Source organism: Aurantiacibacter aquimixticola (assembly GCF_003605475.1).
Taxonomy (GTDB): domain Bacteria; phylum Pseudomonadota; class Alphaproteobacteria; order Sphingomonadales; family Sphingomonadaceae; genus Alteraurantiacibacter; species Alteraurantiacibacter aquimixticola_B.
On sequence record NZ_RAHX01000001.1, the window covers coordinates 808,500 to 824,270 of the forward strand.

Below are 15,771 nucleotides of genomic sequence, written 5' to 3' on the forward strand. Positions count from 1 at the left end.
CGGCGATGCAATGGCGTTAGGCACAAACTCCCCTCGCTGTTTCATGGGAGGGGAGCCCATGATCAATAGCGATAGTGTTCCGGCTTGAACGGACCTTCCACCGGCACGCCGATATAGTCGGCCTGCTGCTGGCTCAGCTTGGTCAGCTTCACACCAAGCTTGTCGAGATGCAGCGCCGCCACCTTCTCGTCGAGATGCTTGGGCAGGACATAAACATCGTTGCCGTAGCTGTCGGCGTTCTTCCACAGCTCGATCTGCGCCAGCACCTGGTTGGTGAAGGAACAGCTCATGACGAAGCTGGGATGGCCGGTGGCGCAAGCGAGGTTCACCAGGCGGCCCTTGGCCAGCACGATGATTTCCTTGCCGTCCGGAAATTTGACGAGGTCGGTCCCCGGCTTCAATTCCGTCCAGTCGTAATTGTCCAGCGCGCCGATCTGGATCTCGCTGTCGAAGTGGCCGATATTGCACACGATGCTCATCGGCTTCATCGCCTTCATGTGCTCGGCGGTGATGACGTCCTCATTGCCGGTGGTGGTGACGAAGATATCGGCGCGCTTCACGCCTTCTTCCATCGTCACGACCTCGAATCCGTCCATCGCCGCCTGCAGCGCGCAGATCGGGTCGATCTCGGTTACCAGCACGCGCGCACCGCCATTGCGGAGCGACTGTGCGCTGCCCTTGCCGACATCGCCGAAGCCTGCGACGAGCGCGACCTTGCCTGACAGCATGACGTCCGTCGCGCGGCGAATGGCGTCGACCAGCGATTCCCGGCAGCCATACAGGTTATCGAACTTCGACTTGGTGACGCTGTCATTCACATTGATGGCCGGGAAAGGCAGCTTGCCCTTCTTCGCCAGAGCGTAGAGGCGGTGAACGCCGGTGGTGGTCTCTTCCGAGACACCTTTCAGGTTCTTCACCGTCTGGGTCAGATAGCCGGGCTTCTTCTTGACGAAGGCCTTCAGCGCACGCTGCATCTCGATTTCTTCGGCATTGGTCGGCTCGGGCATTTCCTCGCCCGCTTCGATCCGCGCACCCCAGAGGGCGAACATCGTCGCATCGCCGCCATCGTCGAGAATGAGGTTGGCGGTCGTTCCGTCGCCATCGGTCTCCCAGTCAAAGATATTGCCGACATAGTCCCAATATTCAGCCAGGCTTTCACCCTTCACGGCGAAGACGGGAATGTTCTCGGCAGCCATTGCGGCGGCGGCGTGATCCTGCGTCGAGTAGATGTTGCAGGTCGCCCAGCGCACATCGGCGCCCAGCGCGGTCAGCGTTTCGATTAGCACAGCCGTCTGGATCGTCATATGCAATGAGCCGGTGATGCGCGCGCCTTTCAGGGGCTGCGCGTCGCCATATTCCTCACGCGTCGCCATCAGGCCCGGCATTTCGGTTTCGGCGATGTTGATCTCCGCACGGCCGTAATCGGCCTGACTAAGATCCTTTATGATGTAGTCGGTGAAAGCGGCGTCGGCCACGGGCAGCTCCTTGGCGTATGAATGGTGAGGCGTCGCCGGGGCTCCATGCGACACGTGTGTTGCCGCGCGCCATAGGCGGGCACACGCGCGCTCACAACCCCCGCCGCATGAGGCGCGACTGTCCTTGCGCTGTCATGCCAGACGCCTATGTCGGCAGCCGGACGGGACAGAAGGACGAATTACATGACGATTTCCAAAGGCGACACCATTCCCGACGTCACGCTTGCGAAGGCGACGGAAGAGGGGCCCGAGCAGGTCCAGTCGAAAGACTTCTTCGCCGGCCGCAAGGTGGCGCTGTTCGCCGTTCCGGGGGCCTTCACCCCCACCTGTTCGGCCCGTCACCTGCCCGGCTATGTCGAGAAGGCCGACGAGCTGAAGGCCAAGGGCGTTGACGAGATCGCCTGCACTGCCGTGAACGACGCTTTCGTCATGAATGCCTGGAAGGACGCCAACGATGCGGGTGAGATCACCATGCTCGCCGATGGCAACGGTCAGTTCGCCAAGGCGCTTGGCCTCGATGCCGACTTCACCAATTTCGGCATGGGCGAGCGGTGCCAGCGCTATTCGATGATCGTCGAGGACGGCACAGTGACCGAGGTCAATGTCGAGAAGCCCGGCGAATTCGACGTGTCGAGCGCGGACCACATGCTCGGCCAGCTCTGAGCACTTACCGGCAAACGAAAAGGGCGCCCCTCTCGGAGGCGCCCTTTTTCATGTCAGCCTTCGTCGTTCCAGCTGACATCGACGCCAAGGCTGTCGATATTCGCCACGAAGTCGGGATGCGCGCGGCGTATGGGATCGGCGTCGAGGATCTTGCTTTCCCCCTCGATGCTGCTTGCCACCATCAGCATCGCGATGGCGACGCGGATGATATAGGGGCTGGTCACCGTTGCAGGCACCAGCTTGTCCCCGCCAAACGTGATTAGGCGATGCGGATCGCAGAGCAGCGTGTGTGCGCCAAATAGGCTGAGTTCGGTGTGCCAGGTAAGGCCGCCTTCATAGACCTTGTTCCAGAACATTGTCTGGCCTTTTGCCTTCACGCCGAGCGCGATGAAGATCGGGAGGAGGTCGGCGGGAATGTAGGGCCACGGCGCAGCCTCCACCTTGGTGGTGATGTGGCTGGTGAAATTCTGCTGCACGACAAGTTCGCTGGGCGCGTTCAGGCGTGACCAGCCGTCCTTGTGCGTCACCTCGGCGCCGAATTTCTCGAAGGTTCGGTCGATTAGCATGAAATCCTCGGGCCGCGTGTTGCGCACCGAGATATCGCCGCCGGTCACGGCCGAGAGCGCAAGGAAGGTCGCGATCTCGTGGAAATCCTCCACGAAGGTGTAATCGACGCTGGTGAAGTTCTTGCAACCCTCGATGCTGACCATCGAGGTACCCTTGCCCTTCAGCTTCGCACCCATTTTTTCGAGGAAAGCGCACAGTTCCTGCACATGGGGTTCGCAGGCGGCGTTGACGATCTGGCTGGTGCCGTCGGCGCTCAGCGCGCTGATGATGAAATTCTCTGTTGTGGTGACGGACGCATATTCCAGCCACATGCGCGCAGCCTCGCCACGGCCCTTGTGACGAAAGACGATGTCCTTGCCTTCCGTCTCGCATTCGGCGCCGAATGCACGGAACACGGCCACATGCGGATCGATCTCGCGCGCGCCGAGTGTGCAGCCTTTTACCTCGTGCTCCAGCCGGGCCTCGCCGAGCCGCGCCAGCAGGCCGGGAATCATCATGATCGAAGCGCGCATGGCCTGTGGCAGGGTCGCCTTCGCATTGGTCGGAATGGTCGAATGATCGATGGCGAGCGTCTTGTGCTCCTTGTCCCACTCGATCGTGCTGCCGAGTTCGGAAAAGAAGGCGTGGATGCGCGTCACATCGGTGATTTCCGGCACGTTGCGCAGCATGATCGGCGCGTCCGAAAGCAGCGTGGCGCACAGCACCGGCAGCACGGCATTCTTGTTCGCCGATGGCTCGATCTTGCCTTCGAGCTTCTGCCCGCCCCTCACATACAATGCCGTCATCTAAAATCCCTCGATATTCCTGAAAGTCGTTTGGCGCGCGGTTGGGCTCAATAGCCCATCAGCTTGAGCACTTCTTCGCGGCTGCGGTGGTCGTCGCGGAAGCAGCCCATCACCCGGCTGGTGACCATCTGGACACCGGGCGTGCGGACGCCCCGCGCGGTCATGCAAGCGTGGCTCGCCTCGATCACCACGGCGACGCCCCTGGGCTGCAGATGCTTGTCGATGCAATTGGCGACCTCGGCCGTCAGCCGCTCCTGTATCTGCAGGCGCCGCGCAAAGCCGTGGAGGACGCGGGCAAGCTTGGAGATGCCGACGACGCGATCGTTCGGGAGATAGGCGATGGCCGCCTTGCCGATGATCGGCGCCATGTGATGTTCGCAGTGGCTCTGGAATGGAATGTCCTTCAGCAGCACGATTTCGTCGTAGCCGCCGACCTCCTCGAACATTCGCGAAAGGTGGGTGGATGGATCCTCTTCATAGCCGAGGCAGTATTCTTTCCACGCCCGCGCCACGCGCGCAGGCGTATCGACCAGACCTTCGCGTCCGGGATCGTCGCCCGCCCAGCGGATCAGCGTTCGTATTGCATCCTGGACATCGTCTGGCACAGGCGGCTTGCCGCGCGGATCGTCTTCGTCGGGGCCTACGAGGCTGCTCATGCTGGTGTGCGCTTTCTGCTCAATCGACTGCGAGCCCGTGCCAATAGGCTGCCGTCCCGGAAAAGACCATGCCGGGGGGAGCGGATGTCGAACAGATCCTCCGGCTCTTCCGGATCGAAAGTCTGGCGATCGGCGAGCTCGGTGAGAATGCCATCCTCGACATGCGGCCTGAAGGGCATGAGATGGCGGTGCGATTCATCGCCCGCGGCATCGATCATGTCCGCCATCGAACCGTAACGCGCGATCAGCTCCGGCACATTTTCTTCGCGAATTCCCAGATGCTCCGCCAGGAGTGAGTGGCGAAGTGCCGTAATGGTCGGCTTGGCCTTGGCGTTACCGGGTCGGTCGCAATCGATGAAGACGTCGCATTCGCTATCGAGCCCCATGGAACGGTTGTTCATATTGGCCGATCCGATGCGAAGGATGCGATCATCGACGATGGTCAGCTTGGCGTGAACATAGATTGGCACGTCGGCGGAATAGGGCACGTAGAGATGAAACCGGTCGTGCTTGTCCAATTCCTCCAAAGCCTGAACTAGCCGCGCGCGGGCGGGCGACATGGCCTGCTCCTCGATCCAGCCATCGGCAATCTTGGGCATCACCAGAATGAATTCGGGCGGATTGTCTTCCTCGAGCCGCTTGCCGATCGCCTCGCAAATGGTGCGGGAGGTGAAATACTGGTTCTCGGCGTATACGAAATCCTTCGCCTCGGCGATCTGCTGGAGAAAGAGCTGCTCGACCTCATCCACCTTCTCATCGCCGTCATAGGCGGCGCGGGTGCGCGCGATTCCGATCTCCACATCCTCGAAATGCGGTTCAAGGCCGTCGGGCCATGCGCTGCCGGGATCGTGCTCCGGCGCGCTGAGCACTTTGCCACCCGCTCGAAGCCAGCGCTTGCGTCCGAGCTTTTCGAGCGCACCGGCCACTTCGCCTTCCATCATCATGGTAACATCGTGCCAAGGCTTGTATGACGTGCCGTCCGGCGATTTGCGGCGACGGTCTTCCGGCTTGTGTTCGCGCGTGTCCCACCGCCCGGTGGTCATATCGATCCCACCGCACACCGCGAAATCGTCATCGATCACGACGATCTTTTGGTGATGCGAACAGCCGACCGGATGCGCGGTGTCGAATTTGAAATCGATCCGCCGGTGCGGCGCCCAGCGCGCCAAGTCCAGCATCATGGAACCTCGGCTGAAGAATTTCAGCACGCCATAGCTCCATTTCAGGATGCGGATTTCCAGATCGGGCCGATGGTTGCTGAGCCAGACGATGAAACTGCCGAGGCGAGCAGGATACTCGCGCTTCCAGCCCTTCTGCCACCAGCGTCGCCCGCGCGACAGGTGGATACGCGTATCGAAATCCCAACCGATCAAGAGGATGCGCTGATGTGCCTTCAGCATCGCCTGCTGGATCAGGTCGAAGTAATCCTCGCCGTCCACCACCACACGAACGCGGCGGGCGTGAGCATACTGCCACACGCCCGCCTCGACGGAGCTATCGTCATAGCCCTCGACCTCGTTCTTCGCTTCCGTCAAAGGCTCCCTCCGACCTGTTGGTCTCAGCCCTGGAACGCATCGGAGAAGATCACTCCTTCGCGTCTTCCATTTTTTCGGGAGTGATCTCGGCATCGGCCTTTTCGGCCTTTTTCCGTCGATCGAAGACTTGCCGCATATGCTCGCGATCGTCCTCGGTCAGCAGCTTTTCGAAATCGGGGAAGTGGTCTTCCTCTTCCTCGTCGATGTGGTGGCGGTAATCGTGATCGAGCTGCTTGAATTTCTGCATCCATGCAGGCGATGACATATCTGTCGCCGCCAGATCGTTCAGCAATTCGTTCAACTCGTGATGCTCCGCCACGGAATGGCGAGTCTCGTCGGTTGCAGGCGGCTTGCGGAGCATCGTCGAATACAGCGCCTGCTCCTCGGCGGCGGCGTGGCTTTTCACATCCAGCGTAAATTTCTCGAACAGTTCGCGCCGCTCCTCGCTCTCGCCGCTGGTTTCCGCCAGCTTGTCGAGAATTTCGCGGTGATCATCGTGGTCTTGCTTCAGTCGAGCAAAGATATCTTCGGCCATCGGGAATCTCCTTTTGCCATTCAACGGGTTGGCCGAAGCAGAGTTCCGCAGGCAGGCTACCGGATAAAGACCGCAGCGCGCATATATTAAAGGCCGCCCCTCCTGATGGAGAGACGGCCTTTAAATGGCGCGCCCGGAAGGATTCGAACCTCCGACCACCTGATTCGTAGTCAGGTACTCTATCCAGCTGAGCTACGGGCGCGCTGGAGAGGCGGCCACTTAAGCGGCGCAGACTGGCTTGGCAAGGGCTATCGGGCGCAAAAGCGGAAGCTGTGTTCCTCAGTGCCCCGAGGGCGCGCCGAATATGCGGACCGTCAGGTCTATATCCAATTGCGGCCTCTCGAGCCGCTCGATCTCTGGCACCTTGAACCAGCCTATCTTGCCGCCTTCCAGAGATCGCGGTTCGCCGATCCATTTCGATGCGATGTAAAGAAGAATGACAATCGCTTTTCCATCGACCTGCGACCCTTCATCGGCAAAACATGCGGGCTGCAAATCCTCTGCAGCGACGGCGATGTCGAGCTCCTCACGAACCTCGCGGACGAGACCTTCGCGTGGATTTTCAAACGCTTCGACCTTCCCACCCGGAAACTCCCACATCCCTCCATGGCGTTTGTGCGGCGGTCGACGATGCATGAGCCAGCGCCGCTTTCCATCGGTGAGAGCGAGGGCGACCACCGGCTGCCATGTCGGGAATTCTTCCATGTTAACCTTCCGGTGCAAGATCTTCTTAAACCCTCGTCCGTAGAAACACTCTCGTCGCACAGGGCAAGTGAGGAATTATCGAGTGTCGGCTTACAAGAAGTTCAAGCAGTGCATGCTCGATGAAAGCGGCGCGACGGCCATTGAATATGGCCTGATCGTAGCTTTGCTGTTCCTCGCCATGATCGGCAGCGCGCAGCTGTTTGCCGATGAAGCCAATACAATGTGGGACATTATAAGTGGTACGATGTCCGATGTGTCCGACGACGCAAATGTCGAAGACGCTTAGGATTTTTTAAAGACTTACGTGGGAAAACGAATTCAGCTCGAAATCTTCAACCGATGCGAGCCGGGTACAGAAGACTAACCAGGAGACTACTATGACTTTCTTCAAGAACATGATCCGTGACGAAGCCGGCGCGACCGCCATCGAATATGGCCTGATCGCCGCTCTCATCGCCGTCGCCATGATCACGGCCGTTGGCGCCGCTGGTGGCGAAGTTTCGCGTACCTTCACCGGTGCGTCGGAAGGCATGGCCGAAGTGAACGACGCCAACGCTCCGACCGAGTAAAGCCTCACGGCCTTGAAAAGAGAAGGCGGCGGGTTCATCCCCGCCGCCTTTTTTTATGTCTGAAGTAATCCAGCCCGATCAGTTGGAGCGAACTACGATCTTGTATTGCTGGCCGGGAACAACCTGCGCATTTCCGAACAGGCCGTTCAGAACACGAAAGCGCGCCTCCTGCCCATTGTCGTAATCCATGCGGCGGGCGAGCGTCGCGACACTGTCACCCCTGCCCGCGGTCACGATATCCACACGGCGCGGCACGACGCTGCCGGCTTCGGCCTGGCTGATCCGACGCATGGAATTGTATAGCGAATTGAACGTCGCTGCCTGCCCGGCCGGCGTGATCGACTGGAAGTGATAGGCACGGTCGTTCGCGAACTCATAAGCAAATACCGTCACGTCGACCTGCTGTTGGCCGTTATTGACCCGGGCCGTGCCGTAAACCGCCGGCAGTCCATTGACTGTCGTGCGCTGGATGCTCTGCGGCTGAAGCTGCTGCTGCTCGCCACCGATAGAACGGAATACCTGACGTACATAGTCCTGCAGATCGCCATTATAGGGCGCAAGCGTCAGTTGTGAGCGGCCCTGATCGCCATTGATGGAAACAGCGCGCGTGCTGTTGACCATATAAAAGCCCTGCGGCGCGGTGAAAGTGAACTGCAATACCGGGTGGATGAACTGCCGGCCCTCGATCAGTCCTTGCTGGGGATCGTCACCATAGATCATGCCGTCGATTCGACTGAGGAATGTCTCGCGATTCGTGACACCCGTCGCGCTCCCGGCGATCTGCGCTGCGGTCTGCACGCGGCTTGCCGGATCGGGGTGAGTCGATGCCCATTCCGGAATTGTCGCATCTTCGCGGCCCTGCAATTGCGCATCGAGCTGGTTCTGCGCTGCAAGGCTCTGCAACAGGGTGGACATGGCGCGCGGATCGTAGCCCGCCTGGTTCAGATATTGGATGCCGAGCCTGTCGGCCTCAAGCTCCTGATTGCGCGAATAGCCCAGCGTTGCGAGCTGCGAGCCCTGCTGCGCCAGCCGGCCAAGTTCAGGGCTACCGAGAACGGCACCGCCGATGATCGTACCGAGCAGGCCAAGCAGCTGATTGCGCTGGGCGCGTTGCTGCCGACGTGCCGAATGGCGCGCGGCGACGTGGCCAACTTCATGGCCGAGCACGGCGGCAAGCTCCGCCTCGTTGTTCATCAGGTTCACCAGCTGACGCGTCGCATAGACATATCCGCCCGGCACGGCGAAGGCGTTGTTCACGCTGGAATTGAGAAGGGTCACGTCGAAGGAGCTGCGGCTGTTCGCGATACCGGACTGGAAAGCGATATTCTGGCCGACCTGCTCGACATATTGCGCGTACGGCCCGGTCATCTCGCCACCGAATTCCTGCACGAACTGCTCGTGATACTGAGCACCGAGCTGGGCTTCCTCGGCCGTGATGGGCGCTCCAGCAGGCACATTCGCGCCCGGCACGGTGGCACACGCCGAAAGCGCGAGTGCTGCGGCACTGCTGGTGGCCAGAGCCTTCATCTTGTGGGAAATCGATGAGCGGGATGCGCTATGCGACATGGCTTTCCTCCAAACCTTATTGCAGGCGGAGTCCCCGCCCGATCTATGGTTACGGAAAACCTTATGCGGCGGGCTTGTTCCCGACGCGCCTGCAGACGCGCGTCCGGCAGGCCTAGTCGGTGAGGCCCCTGCCGATGGCGAGGAAGCGTTCTTCCCGCTGTCTGCGCAGCTCGGCCGGTGCGAGCGGGGACAGCGTTTCGAGTTCTTCGTCGATCGCGCTTACCAGACTTGCGATAGCGATGCCCGAATCGCGGTGCGCGCCACCAATCGGTTCAGGCACGATGCGATCGATCACGCCCAGACCTTTCAGATCCTGCGCGGTGAGGCGCATCGCTTCGGCCGCCTGCGGTGCCTTGTCGCCCGTACGCCAGAGGATCGAAGCGCATCCTTCGGGTGAGATAACGGAGTATACGGCATGCTCGAACATCAACACGCGCTCGGCACTGGCAAGCGCGACTGCGCCGCCGGATCCGCCCTCGCCCACGATAGCGGCCACCATCGGGACGCCCAGTGCGAGGCAGGCCTCGGTCGAGCGCGCAATGGCTTCAGCCTGGCCACGCTCTTCCGCCTCGATACCGGGAAAGGCACCGGACGTGTCGACCAGCGTCACCACCGGCAGGCCAAACCGATCGGCCAGCTCCATCAGGCGGATCGCCTTGCGATAGCCTTCCGGCTTGCCCATTCCGAAATTGTGACGAATGCGGCTATCGGTGTCGTTGCCCTTTTCATGGCCGATCAGCACGATCTTGCGGCCCTTCAGAATGGCGAGCCCGCCCATGATGGCCTGATCGTCACCGTAGAGGCGATCCCCGCCCAGCGGCATGAATTGATCGAAACCCAACTCCACATAATTGCGGAAATGCGGCCGGTTGGAATGCCGCGCAACCTGCGTTTTCTGCCAGGCGGAGAGGCTGGCATACGTGTTTTCGAGCAGTTTCGCGCTCTTCAGTTCCAGCCGCAGCAATTCGTTGGAAATGTCGACATCGCCATCCTCGCCCGCAGCGGTCTTGAGATCGGCGATCTTCGCTTCAAGCGCGGCGACGGGTTTTTCGAATTCGAGAAATGACGACATCGGTCAGCCGCTACCGCCCCCCGCGCTCGCCCGCAAGAGGATGGCGTTCGTTTACCAAAGCCACCAATCGCGCCGAATCGACATGGGTGTAAATCTGCGTGGTGGCGATGTCGGCGTGGCCGAGCAGAGTCTGCAGAACACGCAGATCCGCACCGCCCTCCAGCAAATGCGTTGCAAAGGCGTGGCGCAGGACGTGCGGACTGATCTTCGCCGGGTCGAGATCGGCTCTTGCAGCCAGCGCTTTCACCAGCTGATAGAGCCGCACACGCCCGATATGGGCCTTGCGCGACGGAAAAAGGAAAGGCGATCCACTGTCGGGCCGCGCCTCCATCCACCGCGCGATTGCCGCCTGCGCGCGGCGGCTGACCGGCACCATTCGTTGCTGTCCGCCCTTCCCCGTGATCGTCAGGAAGGGCGCATCGCGCGGCACTGCGCTGACCGGCAGGGCGACAAGCTCGGTTGCACGCAATCCGGAGCCGTATAACAGTTCGAGCAGCGCGAGCATTCGCAGCGCATCGGGGCGATCGCTGGCCGCTTCGTCTTCCGCCCGCGCGAACAGCCGTTCGATCTCGCCATGGGACAGGATCTTCGGCAGGGGGCGGCGCGCTTTCGGCCGTGGCAGGGCAGACGAGGGATCGTCTTCGCGCAGGCCGTCATCGACGCAGAAACCGTAGAATTGTCGGAGTGCCGAAACCTTCCGGGCTACCGTGGAAGGAGCGAGATCGAACCAGGCGCCGCTCAGCTTGCCGAGGTCCGCTCGGCTCGCCATCGCGAGCTCGCCGAGTATGGCCTCGGTTCCCTCGAGATCGCGGCGATAGGCAGCCAGAGTGTTCGGTGCCGCGCCGCGCTCGGCGGCGAGCGTGGCGAGGAAGCTTTCAATGGCCACGGACATGACAGCTCAGCCGCGCGTCACCGCCTCCGCGGCGATCATCCGGGCCTCCGCGGAAAGGCCGACCTCGTTCAGGGCCGAAACGATGTGGTAGAGATGGCGCGGCGTCATCCGATCCCAGCTATCTCCCTGCATTCCAAGCCCGGCCAGCAGCGCGACAAGCGCCGCGTTATCGACCTGCGCGGCGCGGCCGATGGCATTGCTCCAGGCGCTTGCACGGGTGTAATGCACGTCGAGATCGGAAGCGAAATCTTCGAGATCGCCGTCATCGAGCCTGCCGAGGCCGGCAAGCCCTGCCACCAGGAAAGCTGTCCGGCGCTGGTCCGCGCTGTCGTCGTTACCGCGAAAATCGTCGACGTCGCCGCTGCTGGCCTGGCCGCCCGACGGATCGGCGAGAGCGAGCAGCGCCCAAGCCTCACTACCGTCGGATACAATATCGGCCCAGCGCATGGCGTTGCGATCCAGCCCGGCGGTCAGCATAGAGGCGATGAGCGGCGCGGCAACATCGGCCTTGTCTTCGCTCACCGGAAGGCGGGCCGCGGCATAGGCGGTCAGAACGCGGCGGCCGAAATCGCTTTCATCGCCCCACAATTCCTGGATCGCCGTGAGCCGCTCCGCAACCGTGGCTGCAACGTAAGCGTCACGCAGCAGGCCGGCTTGGGCCTTGTCCCCGGCCTCATAGGCATCACTCGCCCACAGCTGGGAATAGAGATCGACCATGGCGTCGGAAGACAACACGCCGCGCGCGGCCGCGCTATCCGCTGCCTGCACCCGCTGAAGCAGGGGCGTAGCCGGGATCAACACTTCGGAGATATCGTAACGGGCACCCGCATCCGCGCGCAATTCATCGGGAATCTCGACGCCGAGCGCGCGAGCGAGCGCAAAGCGCCAGGGCGTCAGCTCGTCGACAGCGTCCCAATCGATATCGGCACCCGTGCCGCCCTCGCCCGCGGCCCCGGCATAGCGTTGCGCCAGGCGCACGTCGGCCGCTTCCGCCGAACCGGTGCCGAGCGTGCGCTGCAATCGCCGCTCCGCACTGCGCGCCTCGCCCAGATAGGCGGAGCAAATCGCCTGCACCATTTCCCATTCGGCATCTTCGCGGATATCGGTTTGCAGACGCGCGACCGGGCACATGCCGAGAATATCGCCTGTCGCTATGTAGGAATCGAATGCCGCATCGGTGAGCAGGCGGTTGTAACTGCTCCCGTCGACATCCTGCACCAGCGCGCGAGCGACCGCGCCTTCTCCCATACGGGTCAGCGAACGAGCGCGAAGGGCCGCGAAGGCGACCGGGTCCATACCGTTTGGAGCGTCCAGCCGACTTGCGAGCACGCGGCGCATGAGAATATGACCCCAGCGAGAGACGATTGGGCCGTCGCTGGCGCGAAGGGCCGCCAGCACGAGACGCGGCGGTTGAGCCGCGAGCGAACCGGCCGGAAAACCGCCTTCGGCCTCTGACAGCAGCCCGACCTGCGAGACGGAACGGCGCGCGGCGGCGGGAATATCGAATTTCGGGCGCAAGCCGAGAACGGCGTTGATCTCGTCCGCTTCCATCCGCTCCAACTCTCGCAACGACGGAAAGTCGGCGGGAAGGGTGAAGGACGATCCTCCCGACGACGGGGCGGATGGTCCGCGCGGCACCGGTTGCACAACCGGCGTGCCGCCGGGCGAGGGTGTGGCTGGCCGCGCGGTTTGCGTGGCGGTTGGGGTCGGCGTGGGCGCGGGCGTCGGCTGTTGCGGCGGCGTATCGCGGAAAGCCGGAGGAAGCAGGTCTTCCGGTCCGCTCGCCAACGCAAGCGAGGATGTCAGGGCAAGCGCCGCTCCGCCTAGGAAAAGTCCGACACGCATTACAATTCACTCTCCGGCAGGGTGACGGGTTCCACGATCAGGCGCTGCTCTTCGCGCCCGCCATCATACCATGCGACCGCTAGCACGATGACGAAAAGCACAATGGCGGCGATTCCTGCTGTCCGGCGAATGGCCATCCCTCGCGAACCCGTTCCCACATCAATCACACCCGGACAAAAGGCCCGGCGACCTTGCCAGCGCGGTTAGCCCAATTATAGCCCTTGCGGCAATGACCATTGCCCGCCGACTTCCCGATGACAGTCTGATCCGATCGGTCCGTGACCGGCTGGACCGCCCGCTCGTGCTCGTCGGCATGATGGGCGCAGGCAAGTCGACCGTGGGCCGAAAGCTTGCTGCGGCGCTGGAGATGGACTTCACCGACGCCGATGACGAGATCGTCGAGGCGGCAGGCATGTCCATCGCCGAAGTGTTCGACCGGTTTGGCGAAGAGCATTTCCGCGATGGCGAGCGCCGCGTGATCGCGCGGCTCATGGAAAATGCCGGTTCCGGCCAGGTGATCGCAACCGGCGGCGGTGCGTTTCTGCAGGATGAAACACGCGCGCTGATCCTCGACATGGCCATCGCGATCTGGCTGGACGCGGCAATCGACACGCTGGTGGAACGCGTTAGCCGAAACGACCGTCGCCCGCTTCTGCGCACTGGCGATATTCCGGCGAAGGTGACCGCGATGAAAGAAGAACGATCCCCCATCTACAGCAAGGCACCGATCCATATTCAGAGCGACACCGGACCGCACAATGTCGCCGTCACCCGCATTATCGAGGCACTCGACCGATGGCTGTAACGCGCGTCGAACTTGCGGGCCGTGCCTACGAGGTTCGCGTCGGGCCGGATTTGCTATCCAGACTGGCGGAGGAATGCGGCGCACTGCTCCGCAAGCAGGCCGTCCCGATCGTCACCGACGAGAACGTCCACCGCCTTTGGGGCGAGACAGTGGAGCGCGCGCTCGCCGATGCAGGCAAGACGCCGCGCTGGATGGTTCACCCGGCAGGCGAAGGCGCGAAGAGCTGGGACGGTCTCTCCCGCACTGTCGAATGGCTGCTGTCCGAAGGCGTAGAGCGCGGCGATCACATCGTGGCGCTCGGCGGCGGGGTGATCGGTGATCTAACGGGTTTTGCGGCTTCCATGCTCAAGCGCGGCTGTGGCCTCGTGCAAGTGCCGACCACATTACTGGCGCAGGTGGATTCCTCCGTCGGCGGAAAGACCGCGATCAACGTGGCCGCAGGCAAGAACCTTGTCGGCGCGTTCCACCAGCCCGCGCTGGTGCTGGCCGACACCGAGGTGCTTGGTACACTGCCCGAACGCGAGATGCGCTGCGGTTACGCCGAGGTCATCAAATACGGCATACTCGGCGATGCGGACTTCTTCGCATGGTGCGAGGAGCATGGCGCGGCGGTGCTGGCGCAAGACCACGGCGCGCTGGAAAAAGCGATCACCACCAGCGTCGAAGCCAAGGCGCGCATCGTCGCCGAGGACGAACGCGAGACAAGCGGCGCGCGCGCCCTGCTCAATTTCGGCCACACTTTCGGCCATGCGCTGGAAGCTGCAACGGGCTTTTCCGATCGGCTGCTGCACGGCGAAGCGGTGGCGGCGGGCATGGTGCTTGCTGCGCGTTATTCGGCGCGGCGCGGATCGTGCTCACTGAACGATGCAGAGCGCGTGACGGCCGCAATAGATGCCGTCGGCCTGCCCTCAGAAATCGCCGCGATGGCGCTGGATTGCAGCGGGGACGAACTCACTGCGCACATGCTGCACGACAAGAAGATGGATGCAGGCACCCTGCCCTTCGTCCTGCTTCGCGGCATCGGCGAGGCCTTCCTCGCGCGCGACGTCGCGCTGTCGGACGTTGCCGCATTTTTGAGCGAGCAGCTACAGGCGCATTAGTCGCCGAAAATGCCGACCTCGTTCACGCCGGTGCTGTCCGCACGGCCGCGATACATGCCGCTCGTGTTGAAGGAGAAGGCGGTTTCCCCGCTCGGGGAGACGACGATCACGCCGCCACTGCCACCCAGTTCCTCGACCTCGGCCATCAGGTTGTCGCCCGCCTCCATCGGCCCCATGCCCGAAAGCAGCATCAGGTCGCAGATAGACTTCGCGACGACCGCGCGGATGAAATACTCGCCGCTGCCGGTTGCCGACACGGCGCAGGAGCGGTTGTCGGCATAGGTGCCCGCGCCAATTACGGGCGAATCGCCGATACGGTCCCAACGCTTGCCCGTCATGCCACCGGTAGACGTTCCCGCCGCGAGATTGCCGTGCATATCTCGCACCACGGCGCCGACCGTGCCGAAGCGATGTTCGTCATCGTCGGCGTGCGAGACGACGCTTTGCCGGAAGCGCTCCAGCGCCCGGGCGCGCGGCTCGGTTACGAACCACTCGCTGTCCATCCGTTCCAGCTCGGTATCGTCGGCAAATTCTTCCGCACCCTCCCCACTCAGGAAGACATGGCGCCCATCGCGCATCACTTCGCGAGCGAGCAGGATCGGGTGACGCACGTCGGAAATGCCCGCCACCGCGCCCGCCGCGCGGCTGTCGCCCAGCATCAACGAAGCGTCATGCGAAATCCCGCCATCGAAAGTAAGCACCGCGCCGCGCCCGGCATTGAAGAGTGGATCGTCTTCCATCAACGTGATCGCGGCGATCACAGCGTCCTCCGCCGTGCCGCCCGCTCTGAGGATTTCCGCCACTGCATCGAGCGCAGCCTGCAGGGAGGCAGTGTAGGCCGCCTCCCGCTCCGGCGTCATGGCAGAGCGTTCCAGCGTGCCAGCGCCGCCGTGAATCGCGATCGACCAGCTGGCAGGCTCGCCGTCATGATCGTGATCGTGCGCTGCCGCCGTGGCAGGCAGCAGGAAAGCCAGAAACGCGATGGCGTAGCGAAGCATGTG

General features: G+C 62.5%; 16 protein-coding genes and 1 tRNA gene. 5 read left to right on the forward strand and 12 right to left on the reverse strand.

The window, feature by feature from the left end:
• Positions 1-62: 62 nt before the first annotated feature.
• On the reverse strand, positions 63-1,481 hold the full coding sequence (gene ahcY, locus D6201_RS04075) for an adenosylhomocysteinase (RefSeq protein ID WP_120049189.1): 1,419 nt from the start codon (positions 1,479-1,481) through the stop codon (positions 63-65).
• A gap of 177 nt (positions 1,482-1,658) precedes the next feature.
• On the opposite strand from ahcY, the gene D6201_RS04080 reads away from it, so the two are divergent.
• Complete coding sequence (locus tag D6201_RS04080; RefSeq protein ID WP_120047659.1) at positions 1,659-2,138, forward strand: peroxiredoxin; 480 nt, start codon at positions 1,659-1,661, stop codon at positions 2,136-2,138.
• Between the two features lie 53 nt (positions 2,139-2,191).
• Here the strand turns inward: D6201_RS04080 and D6201_RS04085 are convergent, their stop codons facing one another.
• The 6 genes from D6201_RS04085 to D6201_RS04110 form a co-directional block, all read right to left on the reverse strand.
• Positions 2,192-3,490, reverse strand: coding sequence for a UDP-N-acetylglucosamine 1-carboxyvinyltransferase (locus D6201_RS04085; RefSeq protein ID WP_120047660.1), 1,299 nt, complete (start codon positions 3,488-3,490; stop codon positions 2,192-2,194).
• 47 nt (positions 3,491-3,537) lie between these two features.
• The gene (gene folE, locus D6201_RS04090; RefSeq protein WP_120047661.1) at positions 3,538-4,146 is read right to left on the reverse strand and encodes a GTP cyclohydrolase I FolE; all 609 of its coding nucleotides are present in this window, start codon (positions 4,144-4,146) and stop codon (positions 3,538-3,540) included.
• Complete coding sequence (locus tag D6201_RS04095; RefSeq protein ID WP_242447415.1) at positions 4,143-5,681, reverse strand: phospholipase D-like domain-containing protein; 1,539 nt, start codon at positions 5,679-5,681, stop codon at positions 4,143-4,145. The genes folE and D6201_RS04095 overlap by 4 nt, the downstream gene beginning before the upstream one ends.
• Before the next feature lie 49 nt (positions 5,682-5,730).
• Entirely contained in the window at positions 5,731-6,216 is a 486-nt protein-coding gene (locus tag D6201_RS04100; protein WP_120047663.1) for a hemerythrin domain-containing protein, read from the reverse strand.
• A 125-nt stretch (positions 6,217-6,341) separates the two neighbouring features.
• Positions 6,342-6,418: transfer RNA gene (locus tag D6201_RS04105), tRNA-Arg, on the reverse strand.
• Positions 6,419-6,495: 77 nt separating this feature from the next.
• Positions 6,496-6,921, reverse strand: coding sequence for an NUDIX domain-containing protein (locus tag D6201_RS04110; RefSeq protein WP_120047664.1), 426 nt, complete (start codon positions 6,919-6,921; stop codon positions 6,496-6,498).
• 82 nt (positions 6,922-7,003) lie between these two features.
• Here D6201_RS04110 and D6201_RS04115 point away from each other — a divergent pair, with 82 nt between their 5' ends.
• A complete protein-coding gene (locus D6201_RS04115) occupies positions 7,004-7,207 on the forward strand; it encodes a Flp family type IVb pilin (RefSeq protein WP_242447416.1) in 204 nt (67 codons plus the stop codon).
• A gap of 91 nt (positions 7,208-7,298) precedes the next feature.
• A complete protein-coding gene (locus tag D6201_RS04120; RefSeq protein WP_120047665.1) occupies positions 7,299-7,490 on the forward strand; it encodes a Flp family type IVb pilin in 192 nt (63 codons plus the stop codon).
• A gap of 78 nt (positions 7,491-7,568) precedes the next feature.
• Here D6201_RS04120 and D6201_RS04125 read toward each other — a convergent pair whose 3' ends face one another.
• The 4 genes from D6201_RS04125 to D6201_RS04140 all read right to left on the reverse strand — a co-directional run bounded on the left by D6201_RS04125 (position 7,569) and on the right by D6201_RS04140 (position 12,865).
• Positions 7,569-9,017: a M48 family metalloprotease gene (locus D6201_RS04125; RefSeq protein WP_120047666.1), complete on the reverse strand. Its 1,449-nt coding sequence runs from the start codon at positions 9,015-9,017 to the stop codon at positions 7,569-7,571.
• A gap of 151 nt (positions 9,018-9,168) precedes the next feature.
• Positions 9,169-10,128, reverse strand: a complete 960-nt coding sequence (locus tag D6201_RS04130; protein ID WP_120047667.1) for an acetyl-CoA carboxylase carboxyltransferase subunit alpha — start codon at positions 10,126-10,128, stop codon at positions 9,169-9,171.
• 10 nt (positions 10,129-10,138) lie between these two features.
• Entirely contained in the window at positions 10,139-11,020 is an 882-nt protein-coding gene (locus tag D6201_RS04135) for a tyrosine recombinase (RefSeq protein ID WP_120047668.1), read from the reverse strand.
• A 6-nt stretch (positions 11,021-11,026) separates the two neighbouring features.
• Positions 11,027-12,865: a hypothetical protein gene (locus tag D6201_RS04140; protein WP_120047669.1), complete on the reverse strand. Its 1,839-nt coding sequence runs from the start codon at positions 12,863-12,865 to the stop codon at positions 11,027-11,029.
• 229 nt (positions 12,866-13,094) lie between these two features.
• Here D6201_RS04140 and D6201_RS04145 point away from each other — a divergent pair, with 229 nt between their 5' ends.
• Positions 13,095-13,670, forward strand: coding sequence for a shikimate kinase (locus tag D6201_RS04145; protein ID WP_120047670.1), 576 nt, complete (start codon positions 13,095-13,097; stop codon positions 13,668-13,670).
• On the forward strand, positions 13,661-14,770 hold the full coding sequence (gene aroB, locus D6201_RS04150; RefSeq protein ID WP_120047671.1) for a 3-dehydroquinate synthase: 1,110 nt from the start codon (positions 13,661-13,663) through the stop codon (positions 14,768-14,770). Before D6201_RS04145 ends, aroB begins: the two co-directional genes overlap by 10 nt.
• Here the strand turns inward: aroB and D6201_RS04155 are convergent.
• Entirely contained in the window at positions 14,767-15,768 is a 1,002-nt protein-coding gene (locus tag D6201_RS04155; protein WP_120047672.1) for an isoaspartyl peptidase/L-asparaginase family protein, read from the reverse strand. The two genes, aroB and D6201_RS04155, sit on opposite strands and share 4 nt — an antisense overlap.
• Positions 15,769-15,771: the final 3 nt, after the last annotated feature.

Bases quoted from the DNA above. Each gene is read 5' to 3' on its own strand.
- D6201_RS04080 (WP_120047659.1), top strand. From the start codon at position 1,659: ATGACGATTTCCAAAGGCGACACCATTCCCGACGTCACGCTTGCGAAG.
- D6201_RS04110 (WP_120047664.1), bottom strand. From the start codon at position 6,921: ATGGAAGAATTCCCGACATGGCAGCCGGTGGTCGCCCTCGCTCTCACC.
- D6201_RS04100 (WP_120047663.1), bottom strand. From the start codon at position 6,216: ATGGCCGAAGATATCTTTGCTCGACTGAAGCAAGACCACGATGATCAC.
- D6201_RS04130 (WP_120047667.1), bottom strand. From the start codon at position 10,128: ATGTCGTCATTTCTCGAATTCGAAAAACCCGTCGCCGCGCTTGAAGCG.
- D6201_RS04125 (WP_120047666.1), bottom strand. From the start codon at position 9,017: ATGAAGGCTCTGGCCACCAGCAGTGCCGCAGCACTCGCGCTTTCGGCG.
- aroB (WP_120047671.1), top strand. From the start codon at position 13,661: ATGGCTGTAACGCGCGTCGAACTTGCGGGCCGTGCCTACGAGGTTCGC.
- D6201_RS04135 (WP_120047668.1), bottom strand. From the start codon at position 11,020: ATGTCCGTGGCCATTGAAAGCTTCCTCGCCACGCTCGCCGCCGAGCGC.
- D6201_RS04155 (WP_120047672.1), bottom strand. From the start codon at position 15,768: ATGCTTCGCTACGCCATCGCGTTTCTGGCTTTCCTGCTGCCTGCCACG.
- D6201_RS04085 (WP_120047660.1), bottom strand. From the start codon at position 3,490: ATGACGGCATTGTATGTGAGGGGCGGGCAGAAGCTCGAAGGCAAGATC.
- D6201_RS04140 (WP_120047669.1), bottom strand. From the start codon at position 12,865: ATGCGTGTCGGACTTTTCCTAGGCGGAGCGGCGCTTGCCCTGACATCC.
- D6201_RS04145 (WP_120047670.1), top strand. From the start codon at position 13,095: ATGACCATTGCCCGCCGACTTCCCGATGACAGTCTGATCCGATCGGTC.
- D6201_RS04120 (WP_120047665.1), top strand. From the start codon at position 7,299: ATGACTTTCTTCAAGAACATGATCCGTGACGAAGCCGGCGCGACCGCC.
- folE (WP_120047661.1), bottom strand. From the start codon at position 4,146: ATGAGCAGCCTCGTAGGCCCCGACGAAGACGATCCGCGCGGCAAGCCG.